At 57.7% G+C, this 18,080-nt stretch carries 13 protein-coding genes and 2 pseudogenes; 7 read left to right on the top strand and 8 right to left on the bottom strand.

What is annotated here, in order from left to right:
- Positions 1–390: 390 nt before the first annotated feature.
- The 8 genes and pseudogenes from NKJ04_RS29120 to NKJ04_RS29085 form a co-directional block, all read right to left on the bottom strand.
- Positions 391–1,446 carry a GlxA family transcriptional regulator gene (locus NKJ04_RS29120; RefSeq protein WP_352678838.1) on the bottom strand — a complete coding sequence of 352 codons (1,056 nt, stop codon included), beginning with the start codon at positions 1,444–1,446 and terminating at the stop codon, positions 391–393.
- Positions 1,447–1,650: 204 nt separating this feature from the next.
- Positions 1,651–3,171, bottom strand: coding sequence for a trimethylamine methyltransferase family protein (locus NKJ04_RS29115; RefSeq protein ID WP_352678835.1), 1,521 nt, complete (start codon positions 3,169–3,171; stop codon positions 1,651–1,653).
- A gap of 323 nt (positions 3,172–3,494) precedes the next feature.
- Positions 3,495–4,262, bottom strand: a complete 768-nt coding sequence (locus NKJ04_RS29110; RefSeq protein ID WP_352678833.1) for an SDR family NAD(P)-dependent oxidoreductase — start codon at positions 4,260–4,262, stop codon at positions 3,495–3,497.
- A gap of 154 nt (positions 4,263–4,416) precedes the next feature.
- Positions 4,417–5,469, bottom strand: a complete 1,053-nt coding sequence (locus NKJ04_RS29105; RefSeq protein ID WP_352594511.1) for a quaternary amine ABC transporter ATP-binding protein — start codon at positions 5,467–5,469, stop codon at positions 4,417–4,419.
- A 77-nt stretch (positions 5,470–5,546) separates the two neighbouring features.
- Positions 5,547–6,578 carry a glycine betaine/L-proline ABC transporter substrate-binding protein ProX gene (gene proX / locus NKJ04_RS29100; protein WP_352678830.1) on the bottom strand — a complete coding sequence of 344 codons (1,032 nt, stop codon included), beginning with the start codon at positions 6,576–6,578 and terminating at the stop codon, positions 5,547–5,549.
- A 17-nt stretch (positions 6,579–6,595) separates the two neighbouring features.
- The gene (locus NKJ04_RS29095; protein WP_352559055.1) at positions 6,596–7,579 is read right to left on the bottom strand and encodes an ABC transporter permease; all 984 of its coding nucleotides are present in this window, start codon (positions 7,577–7,579) and stop codon (positions 6,596–6,598) included.
- A 253-nt stretch (positions 7,580–7,832) separates the two neighbouring features.
- Positions 7,833–8,831, bottom strand: a complete 999-nt coding sequence (locus NKJ04_RS29090) for a LysR substrate-binding domain-containing protein (protein WP_352678828.1) — start codon at positions 8,829–8,831, stop codon at positions 7,833–7,835.
- A 299-nt stretch (positions 8,832–9,130) separates the two neighbouring features.
- Positions 9,131–10,152: pseudogene (locus NKJ04_RS29085) on the bottom strand (GlxA family transcriptional regulator).
- A 130-nt stretch (positions 10,153–10,282) separates the two neighbouring features.
- Here NKJ04_RS29085 and NKJ04_RS29080 point away from each other — a divergent pair.
- The 7 genes and pseudogenes from NKJ04_RS29080 to NKJ04_RS29050 all read left to right on the top strand — a co-directional run bounded on the left by NKJ04_RS29080 (position 10,283) and on the right by NKJ04_RS29050 (position 18,060).
- Entirely contained in the window at positions 10,283–10,987 is a 705-nt protein-coding gene (locus NKJ04_RS29080) for a GntR family transcriptional regulator (protein ID WP_352678826.1), read from the top strand.
- Positions 10,988–11,026: 39 nt separating this feature from the next.
- Positions 11,027–12,514: an aldehyde dehydrogenase gene (locus tag NKJ04_RS29075; protein WP_352678823.1), complete on the top strand. Its 1,488-nt coding sequence runs from the start codon at positions 11,027–11,029 to the stop codon at positions 12,512–12,514.
- A 1-nt stretch (position 12,515) separates the two neighbouring features.
- The gene (locus NKJ04_RS29070) at positions 12,516–13,403 is read left to right on the top strand and encodes a dihydrodipicolinate synthase family protein (protein WP_352678820.1); all 888 of its coding nucleotides are present in this window, start codon (positions 12,516–12,518) and stop codon (positions 13,401–13,403) included.
- A complete protein-coding gene (locus NKJ04_RS29065; protein ID WP_352678817.1) occupies positions 13,403–14,740 on the top strand; it encodes an NAD(P)/FAD-dependent oxidoreductase in 1,338 nt (445 codons plus the stop codon). Before NKJ04_RS29070 ends, NKJ04_RS29065 begins: the two co-directional genes overlap by 1 nt.
- Before the next feature lie 99 nt (positions 14,741–14,839).
- A pseudogene (locus NKJ04_RS29060) lies at positions 14,840–15,150 on the top strand (adenine nucleotide alpha hydrolase family protein); the annotation flags it as partial.
- A gap of 72 nt (positions 15,151–15,222) precedes the next feature.
- On the top strand, positions 15,223–16,077 hold the full coding sequence (gene purU, locus NKJ04_RS29055) for a formyltetrahydrofolate deformylase (protein WP_352678814.1): 855 nt from the start codon (positions 15,223–15,225) through the stop codon (positions 16,075–16,077).
- Positions 16,078–16,287: 210 nt separating this feature from the next.
- Positions 16,288–18,060, top strand: a complete 1,773-nt coding sequence (locus tag NKJ04_RS29050) for a ThiF family adenylyltransferase (RefSeq protein WP_352678811.1) — start codon at positions 16,288–16,290, stop codon at positions 18,058–18,060.
- Positions 18,061–18,080: the final 20 nt, after the last annotated feature.

Here is an 18,080-nt window from a genome sequence, read left to right as displayed (position 1 = left end):
CGAATGGCGTCGCCGCCGGCTCACCTTGCTACGGCGATCGCCGTAGCTCACATCTTGGTGATGCGCGGTGGAATGGTCCACGCTCAGACCGCGCTCGGCCACCGTCTCTCCAGATCGCGCAGGCTGAGATTGTAATGACGCAAAGTAGGCCGCCATTTATCTTCCACTAGCCTAGCTAGACCAATGAACCGACGGTTCGTATCGCGTTCAGACCGTAAGAGCGACGTTTACGAACCTGCGCCGCAAAGCGCACTAAACTGTTCGCGATGTCTTCCCACACACCCTCTTCGGGTTGACCGGGGGAGCTAGGGCTCACTTTTTGATATTGGCGTGCACCCAACAAAACGGTAGACGAACTGACCGCAACAATCCTTTAGTTTGGCCTTTGATCTAGCCGAGGCCGGGTCCGACCCAAGCCGGCGTCGTCGAGCGACACTGCTGCGGCGAGAGGCCGTTGAAAGTTCTGAAGCACTTTGCGAAGTGTGAAGGGGATAAAAACCCGCAGGCCATTGCGATATCGATGATGGGCATACTCGTGCCTTCGATCAGCCGCTTGGCATGGGCGACGCGGATCCTGAGGTAATGGCGGACCGGCGGCATGTGCACGTGTGCTGCAAACAACCGTTCCAGTTGGCGCCGCGACAGGCCGGCCCGTTGCGCAACTTCTGACATGGTCAGCGGGTACTCCACATGCTCTTCCATGAGCCGCATAGCCATCAGAAGTTTATCGCTTGCGCCGGCAAAGGCGAGACCCGACGGCCCGGTCTGGCGGTTGGAACCTGAGCGCTGACCCTCAACGGTGGCGTAGCGGCAAACCTCTTGTGCGGTTGACCCGCCGACATGGCCGGCGATCAGATCGACGGCCAGGTCGAAGGCCGCCAGTTCCCCCGCGCATGTCGAAAACTGCCCATCCTTGACAAAGAGAGCGTCGCGGATCTGCGGCTGGCGGAACACTTCTGAGAAGGCAGCCAGCCGGGACCAGTGAATCGTGCAGCGTGTGCCTGCCAGTAGACCGGTCTGCGCGAGAAGCCAGGACGCTGTTCCAACCGCGGATATCGGAACCCCGCGGCGTGCGATCGTGCGCAAGAAATTATTGAATTGTGGTGTCAGCCGTCGGCCCACCGGCTCGCCCGCGAAAACTGCGAGATGATGTGGCCCCCGGCCGCCTAAGCAGGAATTCAGTTCGTCTACCGTCACGTCAACGGCAACTGAAAGGCCGCTCGCCCCCTCGACAGGTCGTGCGTCGGATCCGGCGATCCGCCATCGGAACAGGGCCAGCTTGGATACCGTATTGGCGATGCGGAAAGGTTCGATGAAGGCGTGAAGCGCCAAGTGCGAGAATCCTGGCAATACCAGAACCACCAGCTCAATTGGCCGGCCGCCCTTTGCCGGATCGTCCGGCGTGCACAATGACTTCATGGCATTCATATTGGGAGGTGCGTTCATCAGGATTCGTCCATACCTTTCGCCAGGGGCTGACCGAGCTGTTGTCGAACCCGGAAAAGCCTGGGGGCGATTTCGGCTATTGCTGGGCGAGCGTTCGAGGATAGGTTTATCCGCCCTCCCGACCTGATCGACGATCTAGGCGAGGGTGGCGTCCACTGATGCTCGCTGTGTGGACGCCGCTCATCCGCAGTGTTACCCTAGCGCCTAAAGTACGGCGTCACCGATCACGAGTTCCCGACGTTTCATAAAGTCAAGAAGCTCTTCGTCGATTGCTTCGTCTATGGGTGGTGCTTCATATTCCTTCAGGGCCCGCACAGCTGCATCGCGCCCCCGAACGTTGGCGTCCTTAGCCCCGGCGACGGACCATTGCTCGAAGCTGTCGTGGTTCATCAAGTCAGGTACGAAAAAGGCCTGCTCGAAATTCTTCAGTGTATGTTCGGTACCAAGATAGTGACTGCCTGGCTCACTTTGTCGGATCGCATCGAGCGTTTCATCCATCTCGCGCATCACTATGCCTTGTCCAAACTTATAGAACATCACCATCTGCTCAGCATCGAGCATGAACTTGCTGTAGCTCTGGGTCAGGGCTGCCTCGAGGTAACCGGTGGACGAAAGCACAAAGTTCGCACCGGCGATAAGTGCGCCGTACATATTGCGGGCGGCCTCATAGCCTGCCTGGGCATCGACGAGCTTTGAACTTGTGTTGCTGCCACTACAGCGCCAAGGCAGTTTGTAGTGTCTGGCCAGTTGCCCCACCAACAAATTCATGTGGCAGATCTCGGGTGTCCCTGCCATTGGCGCACCACTTTTCATTGAGACGGTCGCCAACCACTGCCCATAAATGCAAGGCGCGCCCGGCCGGACCAGCTGTGCAAAGGCAACGCCAGCAAGTGCTTCGGCATTAAGCTGCGCGACTGCAGCCACAGTGCTGGCCGGGGTGCTGGCGCCACCAAGCACGAACGGGGCGAAAATCATGGCCTGGTTGTTTGCGGAGTAGACCTTGACCGCATCGAGCATGGTCTCGTCCCAAACGAGTGGCGAATTGCAGTTGGCAAGGGACACCATCACAGTGTTGTTGTTAACGAACTCGTCTCCGAAGACAATCTTGGCCATAGCGACCGTGTCTTCTGCCCTCTCGCATGAGGTCACCGCTCCCATAAATGGCTTGTCGGAGTACCGTATCAAACTGTAGTTCATGTGCAGGTGACGCTTCGGGACCGCAATATCCATCGGCTCGCAAAGAACTCCACCCGTCATATGCATTGCGGGGGCTTGGTAGGCGAGTTTTGCAAAATTGACGAAATCCTCAATTGTCGCACTCCGCCGCTTGCCCTCAAGGTCAAGGACATTCGGCGAACCGTACGCTGGGGTGAAGATGGTCTTTCGACCGCCGAGAGTCACGGTCTTGGCAGGATTCCGAGCGTGAACCGTGATGGTTTCAGGGGCCTTTGCCACAAGTTCCATTAGTTGATTTCTGTCGATCCTAACGCGTTGACCGGTTACGTCGGTACCGGCTGCTCGCCAAAGTTCGATGGCCTCCGCATCCCGGAATTCGATGCCTATCTCTTCAAGTATTTGCATCGAAATGTTGTGAAGCCTAAGCAACTCATCCGGGCTCAGCAAATCCATATAAGGCAGGCCCCGTTCCAGCGACGGCAAGTAAGTCACCGTTCGGTCAGAACGTAGCTTTTGCCGAGCGTCTCGGCCTCCAGATCTTGCCGCCATTTTAATAATCCCTGATTTTAAGCGAGAATATAGGGCAAAACAAACTCTGCAACTAACAATAAAAAGGAATGTAACTTATGAACTGAGGTTATGACCGTAACTCCAGCCAGCCCAAAGCCGCTCCTGAATGCCGAGCAAAGCAAGGATGCGCGACAATGCCGAGGTCGAGACCCGCGCTGTTGATGCAGGTTAGCGACCTGCTTTCATCTCGACCTGACAAGGCGTATAGCCACTCACCCCCCCAACATGCGGGCGCTCACTCCCAGCGCCAGACTCAAAGCCACATTGTCGGGGACCGTGCGGCGGGGCGAGGAGCGAACTCCTTAATAGACGGCCTTGGCTCCAGCGACTTCGAGTGTGGTCCCGGCGATGAATCGAGCCGCGTCCGAGCTCAGGAAATACACCGCATCAGCAATATTCTCCGGTTCGCCAAGTCGGCCGAGAGGATTTGACTTGCTGAGCTCGACTACCGCCGTGTCGGGATCAAACCCACGATGGATAAAGCCTGAGCGAAGCATAGGTGTATCTATCTCTCCGGGGCACACGGCATTGACCCTTATTCCATCCCCCGCATGGTCGCGGCCGAGGCACTTTGAAAATGTGGCTACGGCGGCTTTACTCGCGCAGTAAGCTGCGTGACTAGGCCCAGGGTAGATGCCCCAAGTTGAGGAGATGTTCACAATCGACCCGCCACCATTCTCCTTCATGAAGGCTATTGCCCGTCGGCAGGTGTAGAAAATTGCTTTCAGATTGATATCGAAGGTTATTTCCCAATCCTCGTCGCTCGTTTCGAGGATTGTACCGCGGGTGATGATGCCTGCATTGTTAACGAGGGCGTCCAGCCGACCGGTAAGGCTTATAGCGGTATCGATGAGATCCTCGCAATACGCCTTGCTTCTCAGATCTCCAACCTTGGCCAGAGCATTTTCCCCAGTTCGGTTGAGTTCGCCAGCCGTGTCAATCAAGCGCTTCGCGTTGGCGTCACCGGCGATTACAAAATATCCGTTAGCCACGAACCTTTTACAGATTGCTTGGCCCATTCCGCCAGCAGCTCCAGTTACGACTACGGTCTTCTTTTCAGGGTGCTTCATTGTTCAACCAACCAATTTCGGAGTTCGCGGCTCATAATTCTTTTAACTGTCTGCTGAGTATCTCGCAATAACGTGTAGGGGAGAAACTCGTCCACAAATAACAACAACTAGCCAAGTGCTTATAAGCGTAGTTTATTATAAACGCTTTAGTTACCTAAAGCCTGTCATGTACACCGCGCAAAAGCAAGGACGCGGTCACGATGCCCACATCAACTCCGTCTCCATTCACAACCACTAGCGGCATATTCCCGTGTCGATTTGACAAATCGAGCATTTCCTTGATCGGAGCATCAAGGTTGAGTCGCGGGGCGTCTGCTAAGGCCAAGCCCTTTCCGGCACTGGCAAATTCGGCGAGGGGCAACATCACCGACTCGGCTTTCAGAAGCTTCAATCGGCTGCTTCCCTGGACGAATTTTTCGACGTACGGGTCTTTGGGATTTCCGAGAATTTCATCCGCCGTGCCGATCTGAAGCATCCTTCCGTCTTTCATGACACCGATTTGGTGTCCCAGCCGAACTGCCTCATCCAAGTCGTGGGTGATGAAAAGCGTAGTTTTCCCCAACTTCGACGAAAGCTCTTTGAACTGGTCCTGTAATTCGCGTCGAATGAGCGGATCCAGCGCTGAAAACGGCTCATCCATCAACAAAATGGCGGGATCAGCAGCTAGAGCTCGGGCAAGCCCAACTCTCTGCTTCATTCCACCAGAAAGTTGGTCAGGGTACCGATCACCCCAACCCGCAAGTTGGACGAGCTCCAACTTCTCCTCCGCAACCTCATAGCGTTGTCGGACGCTTGCGTTTCGTAGCTCCAGACTCAGGGCGACATTGTCGCGGACCGTTCGATGGGGAAGAAGCGCTACATTCTGGAAAACCATCCCCATTGATCGGGCACGCAGCTCCCGCATCTCATTTTCGGACTTCAGATTGATATCCTCGCCGCCAACAATGATCTGGCCGGAGCTGGGTTTGATCAAACGATTCACATGTCGGACCAGCGTTGACTTTCCGCTGCCGGACAGTCCCATGACACAGAAGATCTCACCGGCCTCGACTTTAAGGGAGACACCGGCGACCGCCGCTACGCACCCATGTTTCTCCAGGAGTGCGGCCTTCGAAAGATCATCGCGTTGGACACTCGCAAGGTCGAAATTCGAACTCGTCCCGAAGACCTTCCAAACATCCCTAAATTCTATGGCGTGCGCTTTCAAAAGGTAGCTCCACTGTTGAGAGGTGTCGCCCGGCAGCGTAAAGCTTACCGGGCGAGCATGCTTTCCGCAGCCCGGCGTTACTTGGCGGCCTTCTTTGCTTCAGCTATCCACGTATTCCACTGATCGAGGTGGGCCTTCTTCCAGGCCTCGGCATGACCGTGGATGTCCTCGTTGGACTTTTCACCTTTGTGAATGAGAAGGTTCTCGACGTTGATATCTTGAATTGGGACCTCGACTTGCTCGAACCACTTATTGGCGACGGGGTTTTTCTCGAGGAAGGGTGTGTTGGCAATCACGTGCTGAGTGTTCACGGAAAATCCCAGGTTCCCAATGCCTGGAACAGTCGTGTTCGCGCCAGCCTGTTCGTCGGGCAACGCCGTGAAAGGAACCGTCAGCCAGACAACATCTTTTCCATGGACCAAAACCCCTTGTAGCCAGTTGGGTGTCCAGCTGTAATACAAGGCTGGACTGCCGGACTGAACCCGCTGGATGACGTCGGGAAGCAGAGCAAAATACTCACCCTGCTTATGCGTGACGGCATCCCGAAGGCCATATGCATCAAGGTTATGTTCAATGATGCGTTCGCATCCCCAGCCCGGATCACAGCCATACAGGTCTGCTTTACCGTCCCCATCCACATCGAACAGCTTGGCAATCTTCGGGTCCTTCAACTGATCGATCGTCTTTATGCCGTACTTATCAGCTGTGGCCTTGTCGATGGAGTATCCCTGGATTGAGTTCTTTACGAGCGTCCCAACCCGACGAAGCTTGGCATCGCCGCCAGCCTTCTCGGCAAACGCAATATGCAAGGGGTACCAGTGGGGCGTATAGTAGTCCGCGTCACCGTTCCCTACCGCTATATGGGCAAGTGGAACCTGGGTTGCGGCAGGTTCGTTAACTGTATAGCCCAGATCCTCGAGGCCTAGCTTAACGACGTAGGCTTCGAATAATTCTTCCGCCTGGCCAAGATATAGGGGCCTGACGGTCACGCCTTTTCCCGGAAGGTCCTCCGCTGCCGCGTATCCAGGAGACATGGCCAAAGTGCCAAGCACCGCGACAGCGGCGGCAACCCCCCAAAAATGCCCATTTATTCTAAACCGATCGCTCATAATCGCTCCCATTCTTGTTAGCTAGACGTTCGTTCCCGGCCACTTTCCAATCCTCCACGCTCCGCCGGAGAGGCCTGGAAGGTCTTGACGATACCGGTGAAGAGCGCGGCTGGACCCCGCTTGTGCCAGGCAATGTCGGCGTAGCGTCCGCGCTGAGACATCGCGGATTGAGTCAGGCGATCTAGAATGATTGCGAGAATGACGATGCCCATTCCGCCAGTCGCAGCCAGCCCGATGTCGAGGCGACCGATGCCACGCAAAACCATTTGGCCGAGTCCCCCAACCGCGATCATGGAGGCAACGACAACCATTGATAGTGACATCATCAACGTCTGGTTGACACCTGCCACTATGCTCGGAAGAGCCAGCGGCAGCTGAGCCTTGAACAGGATCTGACTGTTGGTAGCTCCAAAGGCACGCATGGCCTCGACGACTTCTTCGGAAACCTGCTGGATACCTAGTGTTGTCAGCCTGATAACGGGCGGAAGTGCAAAAACGATCGTGACAATCACGCCAGGCACGTTGCCGATACCAAACAACATGACCACGGGAACAAGATAGACGAATGATGGAATGGTCTGCATTGTGTCGAGGATTGGCCGGCAAATGGCAGCCGCTCGGTCACTTCGAGCAGCAATGATCCCCACGGGAATGCCAACAACCGTGCAGAAAAGAACGGCGGTAAAAACGAGAGACAGTGTCGTCATCGTTTCACCCCAAATGCCAAGAAAGCCAATGATCAGCAGCAGACCAGCGACTTGAGCTGCAAGCCGCCACCCGGCGATCTGCCAAGCTACCAATCCGAAGCATAAGATTATAACGACCGGCGGGATGCCATTGAGTGCGCTGTCAAATGCCCTCAGGAGCTGGTCAATGGGCCATTTCAAGCTCTGAAACAACGGGCGGTAATGTTCGACAACCCAACCCAACCCATTGTCGACCCATTTATCAAACGGTATGTGCCAGCTTTTGAACGGGTCTAAAACGTCTTCGAGCTTCACAAAACTTCCTTTCAGTCAGGGACCTATTGAGCGATAACCACGGAGCTCTGATGCGAGCCCGACTGTGTGTCATAGGTCAGCTGCCGTCGCATACATCTCCTGCCTACGGAATTAGTCTCTCCGTCGGACGGGGCCTTCAGTACGGCTTGAGAGGCTGCCGCGTCTTATGTCCAGGAACGCTAGCGGCGGGGGGGCTGCAAAACAACCGTATAAAAAGTGATGCAGCGCGGGACTAAATGTTATCAGGCGGATGTCAGGCCTGGATGGCGGGTGATATCTCGCTGTGTTCAACTAGTGCTGACTTGATATTTTCCGCAGCTGGCGTTGGAGGGACCGGATTGAGATCTGCGACCTGTGTAATCAGCCAATTGCGGAAGATCTGGACGTCGTCTCGCTCAATTGCGGTATCCGGAATGACCAAATGATGTTTTCGGCCGGTTAGATAGCTTTCACCCATAGGCCTTATCAAGGTGCCTTCATTGAGGTAATCACTTACCAAATGACGGAAGCCCAGCCCGATGCCGTAGCCCTTGATCACTGACTGGATCATCGTTGGGTAACTAGTGAACGTGATGGCGCGTTTGAAGTCGGACGAAACGCCGAACTGTCCAAGCCAGTGGGCCCAATTGAAGGGTGACCAAGGATAGGCGGACCAATGCTGATCGTCCATATCCAAGAGGACCTCGTTTACCAGGTCCTCCGGAGTGAGAATACCCGGGGAGTGTGTCTGATATGATTTACTGCAAACCGGGAAGACTTCCTCGCCGAAGAGCTCGGTGGCTGTGAACCCTGGGCGCGCCAGATACCCCATGACCACGGACACATCAAAACCGTCCGTCGCCGGCGCCGGGCTACGTTCGAGGGAGACCAAGTGCAGGTCGACCTCTGGGTTGTTTGCAACGAAATCTCCAATCCGATGGCTCGTAAACAGCGTTGCGAACGACATCGGCATGCCGACGGTCAACCGTCGGGCTTTCTGCCCTCTCTTCACGCTGTCAAAAGCCGCTGCAATATGCGCCAGGCTGAGGGTCGCAGCTTCAAATAACTCCTCGCCGGCGGAAGACAATGACACCTTCTGGTTTCCTCGGTTGAAAAGCTGGGTGTCGAGGTGGTCCTCCAGCGTCAAGATATGGCGGCTCACTGCCGCTTGTGTGACCGAAAGCTCATTGGCAGCCTTGGTAAAACTCAAATGCCGTGCGGCAGCTTCAAATGCGCGTAGCGCGCTCAACGGAAGCCGTCGATAATTTGACATGAGTCACCGTTACTCCAGCCCTGAGAAGAAGTAAAACCAGTGGCGCACCCGGATCATTTGGCCGAACCCACCGTGTATTTCGGAAAAATCGTCTTCGTAAACGCCCATGGCGAAAGCGCAAGTAAGCGCGACAAGCTATTCGTCAGGCCCAACGCCAGCCTAGAGCCTAACAAAGAGTTTGTCTACAATATGTCTCTTCCCTAGCACCGCCGCAACCCGTAATCGCCGATGAGCGTCATGCCGTCTTCACCGAGTTTCATCAACCGTATCGGCCCGAGAGGGCCCGCATGCTGAAAAGCTCATTGCTCGACACTCTGCGAAGTAAACTCCGAACGCCTCAAGACAGACGGTGGTTGACCGTAAGTCCTTCGGAAGACCCTCGCGAAGTGAGAGGCGTTCTCGAAGCCGGCCCCAATAGCGACCTCGATCAAAGGAGTGTCGACTTTCCTGAGGAAGTTGCTTTGCGCGCTCGAGCCGCACCCGTCGGTAGACAAGCGCGGGAGAGCTGTTCAACTCCCTGAAAAACAGGCGCTCGAGTTGTCGTCGGGAAACCCCCAATGCTGCGGCCAGCCTGGAAACCGACAGTGTGTTCTCGACGTTCTGCTCCATCAGGATCAGCGCAGCGCGGAGCCTTGGGTCGTGCGTCTCTACCGTCAGCGGCCGACGCGGTTGTACCCACTCGGCGTTCCGCACCTTGTCGATCTGCAGCACTTCGAGCGCGTTCCGCTCCGCTGCGTTCCCGATGTGCCGTCGCACCAATTCCGCCGCCAGATCGGCAGTGCTGCTGCCGCCCGCATGATCCCCGCGTGGTATCCAGGTTATAGATTCTGTCCGCCCGAACCCGCAGATCGGGAAAGCGCTCCCGGAAGTCGACGTAGTGAAGCCAGCTGACGCAGGTCTCGTGCGCCGCCATAAGACCTGCCTCAGCCAAAATGAACGTCCCGGTGCAGATACCGATCAATCGCGCCCCTTTGAATGCAGCATCCCGAGGATACCGCAGGGTTTCGTTGTCGACTGCCTGACCGTTGGTTAACCGTCCCCCGACAACTACGATGTAGTCAAACTCCATCGGGTCGAGGAATAACGACGTCGGCGAGACCTGGACGCCGCAGCTCGACGTGACAAGATGCCGGGTGTTCGACAGTACCTCCCAGTCAGCGTTGATCCGTCCTGATCTGTCGGTTTCATCGCTGGCAAGTCTAAGCGTGTCGATAAACATGGCGAAGGCGGTCAACGTGAAGGAGCGGGCCAGGATGAACCCGACCTTCAGCCGAACCGTCCGGGCCTGTCTGCGCCGTGGTGATGAGTGAAACACGATCATGCCTTCAGTCCGGTGGAGACCCGGGGAGTTGCCGTCCCCAAAGTCGCAGCACCGTGGTGATATCGTTTACCTATCTTGACTCATGATGTTTGTCTACAATATGTCTATCATCGTAAATTGAGGAACCGCAATGATCCTGAATGAACCTGCTGCCTCGACGGACCGCAAGGGCATTCTTGCTCAAACACTGGTGCATCGCATCCTCACGATGCAGCTTGAGCCGGGGGCGGTCCTCGACGAAGTCGCTCTCAGCGAGGAATTCGGCCTGTCCCGTCCGCCAGTCCGGGAACTCATGCGACAGATGGCGGGCGAGGGCTACGTCGATCTTGAGACCAACCGGGCGGCGCGCGTGTCCATCATGTCCTACCAGACGCTTCGCGATTTCCTGATCGTCGCTCCGATGATCTATGTTGGAACGACGAAGCTCGCAGCTGTCAACCACAAGGCTGGGGACCTCGAAATCCTCAAGCAGACTCAACAGAAGTTCCGGCAGTCCATTGCCGACGCCCACGTCGAAAACAGGGTGATCTTCAATCACCAGTTCCATCTGAACATCGGCAAGATGGCGCACAACCAGTATCTGCTTCCCAGTCTCAAGAAGCTTCTCATCGATCACGCCCGGATCGGGAAGATCTTCTATCGCCAAAACGGCGGCCCTCGGATCCAGAAGGACCAGGAAACCGCTGCGCGGCAGCACGATCAAATGATCGAGGCCATCGAAGCCCGCGATGCCGAGCGGGCGGGCGAACTGGTGCGCGCCCATCTCGAAGTTTTCCGAAGCGACGTGGCGCTCTACGCCGTGCCAAACGGCATGCAGGGCGAACTCGACGGGTAATCGTTGTCGGTGTCACTTGGGACACCAAGGAGAACAGAAATGCTCAACAAAGTCGACTACAAAACGCAGGCGAGTACACTCAAACTGCCGAACAGGATGATCGTGGATGGGGTGCAGATTGCGGCCCTATCGGGCAGAACCTTTGCAACCCTTAACCCGGCTACTGGTAAGGTTCTGGCGGAGCTGCCCGCTGGTTCGGCGGCCGATGTCGACAAGGCCGTCGCTGTCGCCCGGCAGGCGTTTGAGGACGGTCGGTGGTCCAAGCTGGCCCCGGCGAACCGGAAGAAAGTCCTTCTCAGGCTGGCGTCCGTCATCGAGGAAAACGCGCTCGAGCTGGCGCTGATGGAGAGCTTGGATAGCGGCAAGACCATCAGCGACTGCATCAACATCGATGTGCCCGAGACTATCAACAGCCTCAGGTGGCATGCCGAAGCAGTCGACAAAATATATGACCAGGTGTCACCTGCGAACGACGCCTCTCTCGGCCTGATCGTGCGCGAGCCCATCGGCGTCGTCGGCATCGTGCTCCCCTGGAACTTCCCTCTTCTGATGCTCGCGTGGAAGATCGGCCCTGCCCTGGCAGCAGGGTGCACGATCGTCGTCAAACCCGCTGAAGAGACGTCGCTCACCACCTTGCGGGTCGCAGAGCTCGCTCTCGATGCCGGGCTGCCGCCTGGGGTTTTCAACGTCGTGACCGGTGATGGTCCGGACGTCGGCGAACCGATCGGTCGCCATCCCGACATCGACGCGATTTCCTTCACAGGCTCCACCGACACTGGCCGTCGCTTCCTGAAGTACTCCTCCGAGAGCAATTTGAAGGAAGTGGTCCTTGAGATGGGTGGCAAAAATCCTTGCATCGTGATGGACGACGTTCCCGATCTTGACGCCGTGGCCTCCCACATCGGCAACGGCGCGTTCTGGAACATGGGCCAGAACTGCTCGGCCATCTCACGTGTCTTGGTCCACAAGGACGTGAAGGACCGCCTTCTCGAAAAACTGACGCAAGTGGCCAAGACCTGGACCGTGGGCGACCCGCTTGATCCGGAGACCCGCATCGGTCCGCTTATCTCGGCCACGCATTTCGAGAAGGTCAGCAGCTATCTGGAAGGCGATGGCAAGTTGGTGGCTGGCGGAAAGGTCTTCAACGGGACCACGATCGAGCCCACGATCATGGAATTCGACCGCCACGACAGCAAGCACGTCCGGGAAGAGATTTTCGGGCCGATTGTGTCTGTGATTGGGGTGGACTCCCTCGCGGAAGCGGTCTCGCTCGCCAACGAGACCGAATATGGCCTGGCGGCTTCCGTTTTTTCCGCCGACGGCACACGGGCGCTCCGGGCCGCACGGGCGATCCGGGCCGGGACCGTCACCGTGAACTGCTACGGGGAGGGGGACGCCGCCACTCCGTTTGGCGGTTACAAGCAATCGGGCTTCGGCGGGCGGGACAAGGCTTTCCACGCGCATGATCAATATTGCCAGACCAAAACCCTTTGGATCGACCTGAGCAGCTCAAACGAAGGTTTCTGAAATGTCATCATTTGCTTTCTCCGGTCTCAATCTCGCAATCACGGCTCCGTTCGACTCGAGCGGGCGTATTGATTTTGATCGCTTCCAGGAACTCATCGAGCGGTATCTGGCCGTGGGCGTCGACGGTATCGTGTTCAGCTCCGGCACGGGCATGCATGTTTATCTGTCGCCTGATGAATCGAGGTCCCTCATCGAACGTGGCGCGCGCATCGTCGCCGGACGGGCCAAGGTGATCGCCCAGGCCTCGGCATTGCTCACGGCCGACGTCGTCGAAAGGACGCAGTTTGCGAAGGACTCCGGTGCGGACGGTGTCATGATCCTTCCGCCCTTCTTCGAAGGTCCGTCGGACGACAACAGCGTCTTCGACTTCTACGCCGAAGTTGCCAAGGTCGGATTGCCCATCATTGGCTACAATGTGCCCCAGGCGGTCGGTGTACGCATAACGCCGGACCTGCTCCGCAGACTCTGCCAACTGCCCGAGTTCCGCGCCGTCAAGGACAGCAGTGGAGACTTGGTCGCGCAGGTCAGGCTGATCGGCACCGGCCTGGATGTCATCAACGGGGCCGACCCGCTCGTTCCGTTTTCCCTGTTCGCGGGTTGTTCTGGTCTGATCTGGGGCGGCGCGAACATTGCGCCACGCACCAGCGTGGCGATCGTCAGGGCCGCTCGGGAAAAGAGATGGGACGATGTGCAGTCGCTCTGGCTGCTGCTGGAGCCAATCATGTCCCTCCTTTGGGACGGCGACTATGTTCCAAGCGTGTATGCAGCCGCTGGACTCACAGGATATGGCTGCGGCAACGCGAGAAAACCGTTCCGTCCCCTTTCGACGGACCGCCTTGCGGCGCTTCGGACGGCGCTAGGCGCACTGGTTGAACAAGAAGCGGTATGATGACCAGTAAGAACTTTCGTGCGCGTCGCCTTCCCGCCCATGGCGTGGAGTCCGGCTGGGCGGCGTTGCTCCCTTCGAGGACGCCAACGCCCGAGCTGGATCAGGCCATCACCGTCGATGTCGTCGTCATCGGCGCGGGCTTCGCAGGGTTGGCCGCCGCTGTTCGGCTGGCCGATCTCGACCGGAACCTTTCCGTCGCCGTCATTGATGCCGACGTGGTCGGAAACGGGGCCAGTGGTCGGAACTCCGGCTTCCTCATTGATTTGCCCCATGACATCTCGTCGGGCAATTTCGGGGTGAACGCTGTTGCCAAAAGCCACAACGATATCCTGGTAGCGCGGACGGCCATCCAACATTACGCCCGCCTGGCGGAAGAGCATGGCTGGGACGAGGACGTCTTCGATCCGAGCGGCAAATACAGCGTGGCCATGACCGATGCCGGCACCGAGCACCTTGCAGCATACTCCATGACGCTCAAGTCGTTGGGCGAACCGAACCAGGTTCTAGGTGCTACGGACATCGCGGAAGTCACGGGCACGCGATGCTTCAAGTCCGGGCTCTTCACGCCCGGTGCGGTCATCGTGCAACCTACAGCGCTGGTGAGGGCCATTGCAGATTTGTTTCAGGAGCCCGTCAGGCTGTTTGAGCGGACGGCCGCGCTGTCCATACAAGCCTCGTCAAGCGGCTGCACTGTGAAGACTCCCAAGGGGGAAGTCAGGGCAGGGCGGGTGATCCTGGCGACAAACGGCCACGCGGAGAGCTTCGGGTTTGGAAGCGGTGAACTTCTCCACGTCTTCACTTACGCGTCGCTCACCGAGCCGTTCACTTCCTCCGCGCTGGGCGGATACCGCAAATGGGGAGCGACACCGGCCGCGCCGATGGGCACGACTGTACGGCGTATCAATGGGGCCGATGGTGACCGAATTCTTATACGCTCCCGCTACACCTACCACCCGAAGATCGAAGTCGGCGCCGCCTCGATCAAGAGTGCGGGCGACCTCCATGACCGCAAGTTCGCGGACCGCTTTCCTGATCATCGTCACTTGAAGATGCAGTATCGCTGGGCCGGCGCAATGGCGCTCACGCGGAATTCGGTGCCGCTGTTCGGCCAGGTGGCAGACGGCATCTTCGCGGCATGCGCGTGCAACGGCATAGGCGGGACCAAGTCCACCGCCGCGGGCATCGCGACGGCCGAACTCTTGGTTGGGCATCGGTCCAAACTCGGCGAAATATTCCGCTCGTTTGAGAAGCCCCAAGCATTGCCCCCGCGACCGTTCACCGACGTGGGCGCACGATTGAACCTAAAATTCAGAGAATGGCGCGCGGGACGCGAATAGGTCCTCTGAAGGCTGACTTCGCTTCGCGACGCCATGAGTGGGCCGTATCTCAACGGGAGAACAGCCGGCGTGCTGGAAGATGGGAAAGGAGACAAGAACATGGCTATTCTTCTGATTGCCGAACACGACAACGCGACGCTTTCCGACCAGACCGCCAAGGCGCTTTCGGCGGCGCTGCAGATCGGTTCGGACGTGCATGCGCTGGTTGCCGGCAAGGGCGCCAAGGGAGCTGCCTATGCCGCCGCCATGCCCAGGGGCGTCAGCAAGGTGCTGCTCGCCGAAGCCGACGAACTGACCGAAAGCCTTGCCGAACCACTGGCGACGCTAGTCGTCAGCATAGCCGGCGCCTATGACACATCATTGCGCCGGCGACCTCGTCGGGCAAGAATGTCGCGCCGCGCGTGGTCGCCGACTACGGCCTCGTCGGCGATCTTTTCGTTATCCTGCCCGAGCTCTCCAGATCGATTTGACCCGAAGGTACAATGTCTCAACTTCAGATTCTCACTCTAACCTGCGAAGACCGTCCCGGCATCGTCGCGGCCGTCGCAACCGAACTGGCTGTGCTCGGTGCCAACCTTGCTGAGAGCAGCCAATTCTGGGACCGCACCAGCAATCGCTTCTTCATGCGTCTGGCCGTTGAAGGAGACGATTCGCTTTCGATCGCTTCAATCGAGCGTGCGCTCAAACGGGCAATCGACCGCTTCGGTTTGTGTGTTCACACCGTCGATGCGCGCCGTAGGCCGAAGATCATCATAATGGTGTCGAAATTCGACCATGCAATGCTTCATCTGCTTTACCAAATCAAGGTCGGTTGGCTGAACGCGGACGTGGTCGCGATCGTCTCTAACCACGAAGACAGCCGTGGGGTCGCCGAGCGGGAGGGCCTCGCCTATCATTACTGGCCGGTATGCAAGGACAACAAGACCGAGCAGGAACAAAGGCTGCTAGGTCTCGTACATGAAACTGGCGCGGATCTCGTAATCCTGGCCCGATACATGCAAGTCCTGTCTGATGACCTGTCAACTCGCCTCATCGGCAAGATGATCAACATTCATCATTCCTTTCTGCCCTCCTTCAAGGGCGCAAAGCCCTATCATCAGGCGTATGAGCGCGGAGTGAAACTTATCGGAGCGACCGCGCATTACGTGACGCCCGACCTCGACGAAGGTCCAATCATAGATCAGGAGACTGAGCGCGTAACGCATGCGATGAGCGCGGAGGATTTCGTGGCGACCGGCCGCGACATCGAAAGCCGGGTCCTTGCACGGGCCGTCAAACTGCATCTGGAGAGGCGGATTATGCTCAACGGGAATAAAGCAATCGTATTCTCAGCTTAGCTGAGAACGCCGCGATGTGAAAATCTGTATCTTCGACCAATCACAAAGGAGAATCGACATGGCACGGCCCCCAATCCCCGGCAATCCAGGCCACACCCCGCCGGGCCCCCCCGACTGGGTGCCAGGCCCGCCAGATGGCGTTCCGGGTCGTCCGCCCGGCGTTCCGCCTGGCCCCAAGGACCCACCTCAGCTGCCGGATCGTCCAGTAGGATGACCTGGATAGGCTATGGCCATCTGAAAACAGGTATGCTCCCCCACTGGGAGCATACCTGCGTTGGACGACTGGATTTCGAACTCCGTGACCTGGCATTCTTCGCCCGAGACTCGCTGCGAATCGACGAAGACCAACTGAAACAGGGGGTGCTCAGCATCGAGTTCGAATGGCCGCTGGCATCCGGGGAAGTCTGCCAGCTTCGCGCAGTTTTCCCCGACAGCTATCCCTTCGTGCGCCCGCAAGTCGCCCTTCGAGGAAACCCGGAAACTTTTCCGCACAAGCATTGCTCACCGACCGACGGCAACCTTTGCCTGTTGGGCCGTGACACAGGACTGTGGTCCATCGAGTGGACGTTGGCGAAACTTCTGGAGAAGCAACTCGCCAACGCTCTGAATGGTACGGGCATGGAGGATCCACAGGGCGAACCGATGGAATTCTGGTGGAACGCCTTCGCCCAGGCATTCGATGGCTATGTCGACGGCAGCTATATGTTGATCGACACTGCCTGGAATGTAGGAGCTGAAACAGAGGGCACCTTGCGGGCGTCTTACTCCCTTCAAAAGATGGACGACAAAATTAGATTCCAGGGTGTGGTCGAGGAAATCAAGGCGAAGGACGGGTCCGTTCTAGCTGCCCGGAAATTTCCGCTTCCTCCCGGACTTCAATTGAAGAAGGTCACGGGCATATTTCCGTGGAGGCGCGTAGGTCGTTTCGCGCCGCCATCGCCCGAGGGTTGGCGGAAAGCGCAGGGCCAGCTTACCTTTGGAGGCCACGTGATCAATAGTGGCTCGCCCGCTATTTCGATGTCCGTCACGGTCCAGTCGACGGAACTCAGCCACCGCGTTGACGGCGACACCTGGCTATTTCCACTGCGTTACGGACCAGCAAAGTCGTTCCGGGCTGTGAAGCAAGGACAGAGAGGGACCAGCCCGTCCATGATCATAGTTCCCACGCTCCGCGCCGGGGCCACAGACATGGGCGCCCGAGTTCCATCGGTCGGCATCTTGAAGGATAAGGTGATTGCCATCTTCGGGATGGGAGCTATTGGTGCCCCAGTTGCGATCGAGCTTGCCCGCAACGGCTGTTCCCATCTCACCGTCATCGACCATGACATCGTCGAACCAGGAAACTCGATCCGATGGCCGCTTGGTGCGACGGCCTGGGGAATGCGAAAGACGACCGCCGTCAAGCACCACGTGGAATCCGAATACCCAAGCGTCGAGGTCGAGGCGATCCATCACACCGTAGGCATAGCCGCGGCGGCCGACGGGAACGGAAGAGACCATTCAGTTCTACCGCCGATTTTTGGGAAGGCGGACATCGTCATCGATGCAACGGCCTCTTCCGGAATCTCACGTTTGCTGGCCGATCACTGCAAGTCCGCCGGCAAACCGATGATCTCTCTTTTCGGGACGCTCTCGTTGAAGGGGGGCGTCGTTGCTGCCTATCAGCCGAAATCCGGCTGTCCAACCTGCCGCGAATTCGCCTATGCGAAAGGTTTGATCGAGAAAGCTCCTGGGTCAGGAGAAATCTCCGCGCTAAATCAGCCGGCTGGATGCGCCGAGTTGACCTTCACTGGGGCTTCATTCGATCTTCATGAATTATCGCTGGAAGCTGTCCGGTTGACCGTGGACATTCTCTCGCAGCCAGCCGATTTCAAGGAATCCTTGGTTCACACCCTCACATTGCATGACGGCATCAAGCGGGTGCCGCCGTCTTGGCGGGTGGATGGGTTGCCTCCCATGAAAGAATGCGGATGCAACCCATAGTGTGGGTGCCTCGGGCGATC

The organism is Mesorhizobium sp. M0618, assembly GCF_040320765.1.
Classification (GTDB): domain Bacteria; phylum Pseudomonadota; class Alphaproteobacteria; order Rhizobiales; family Rhizobiaceae; genus Mesorhizobium.
The sequence above is the reverse complement of the archived record's forward strand: the minus strand, read 5'-3'. Positions and strand labels throughout refer to the sequence as shown.

Bases quoted from the DNA above. Each gene is read 5' to 3' on its own strand.
- NKJ04_RS29090 (WP_352678828.1), bottom strand. From the start codon at position 8,831: ATGTCAAATTATCGACGGCTTCCGTTGAGCGCGCTACGCGCATTTGAA.
- NKJ04_RS29115 (WP_352678835.1), bottom strand. From the start codon at position 3,171: ATGGCGGCAAGATCTGGAGGCCGAGACGCTCGGCAAAAGCTACGTTCT.
- NKJ04_RS29080 (WP_352678826.1), top strand. From the start codon at position 10,283: ATGATCCTGAATGAACCTGCTGCCTCGACGGACCGCAAGGGCATTCTT.
- NKJ04_RS29075 (WP_352678823.1), top strand. From the start codon at position 11,027: ATGCTCAACAAAGTCGACTACAAAACGCAGGCGAGTACACTCAAACTG.
- NKJ04_RS29065 (WP_352678817.1), top strand. From the start codon at position 13,403: ATGACCAGTAAGAACTTTCGTGCGCGTCGCCTTCCCGCCCATGGCGTG.
- NKJ04_RS29110 (WP_352678833.1), bottom strand. From the start codon at position 4,262: ATGAAGCACCCTGAAAAGAAGACCGTAGTCGTAACTGGAGCTGCTGGC.
- NKJ04_RS29120 (WP_352678838.1), bottom strand. From the start codon at position 1,446: ATGAACGCACCTCCCAATATGAATGCCATGAAGTCATTGTGCACGCCG.
- NKJ04_RS29050 (WP_352678811.1), top strand. From the start codon at position 16,288: ATGACCTGGATAGGCTATGGCCATCTGAAAACAGGTATGCTCCCCCAC.
- purU (WP_352678814.1), top strand. From the start codon at position 15,223: ATGTCTCAACTTCAGATTCTCACTCTAACCTGCGAAGACCGTCCCGGC.
- proX (WP_352678830.1), bottom strand. From the start codon at position 6,578: ATGAGCGATCGGTTTAGAATAAATGGGCATTTTTGGGGGGTTGCCGCC.
- NKJ04_RS29070 (WP_352678820.1), top strand. From the start codon at position 12,516: ATGTCATCATTTGCTTTCTCCGGTCTCAATCTCGCAATCACGGCTCCG.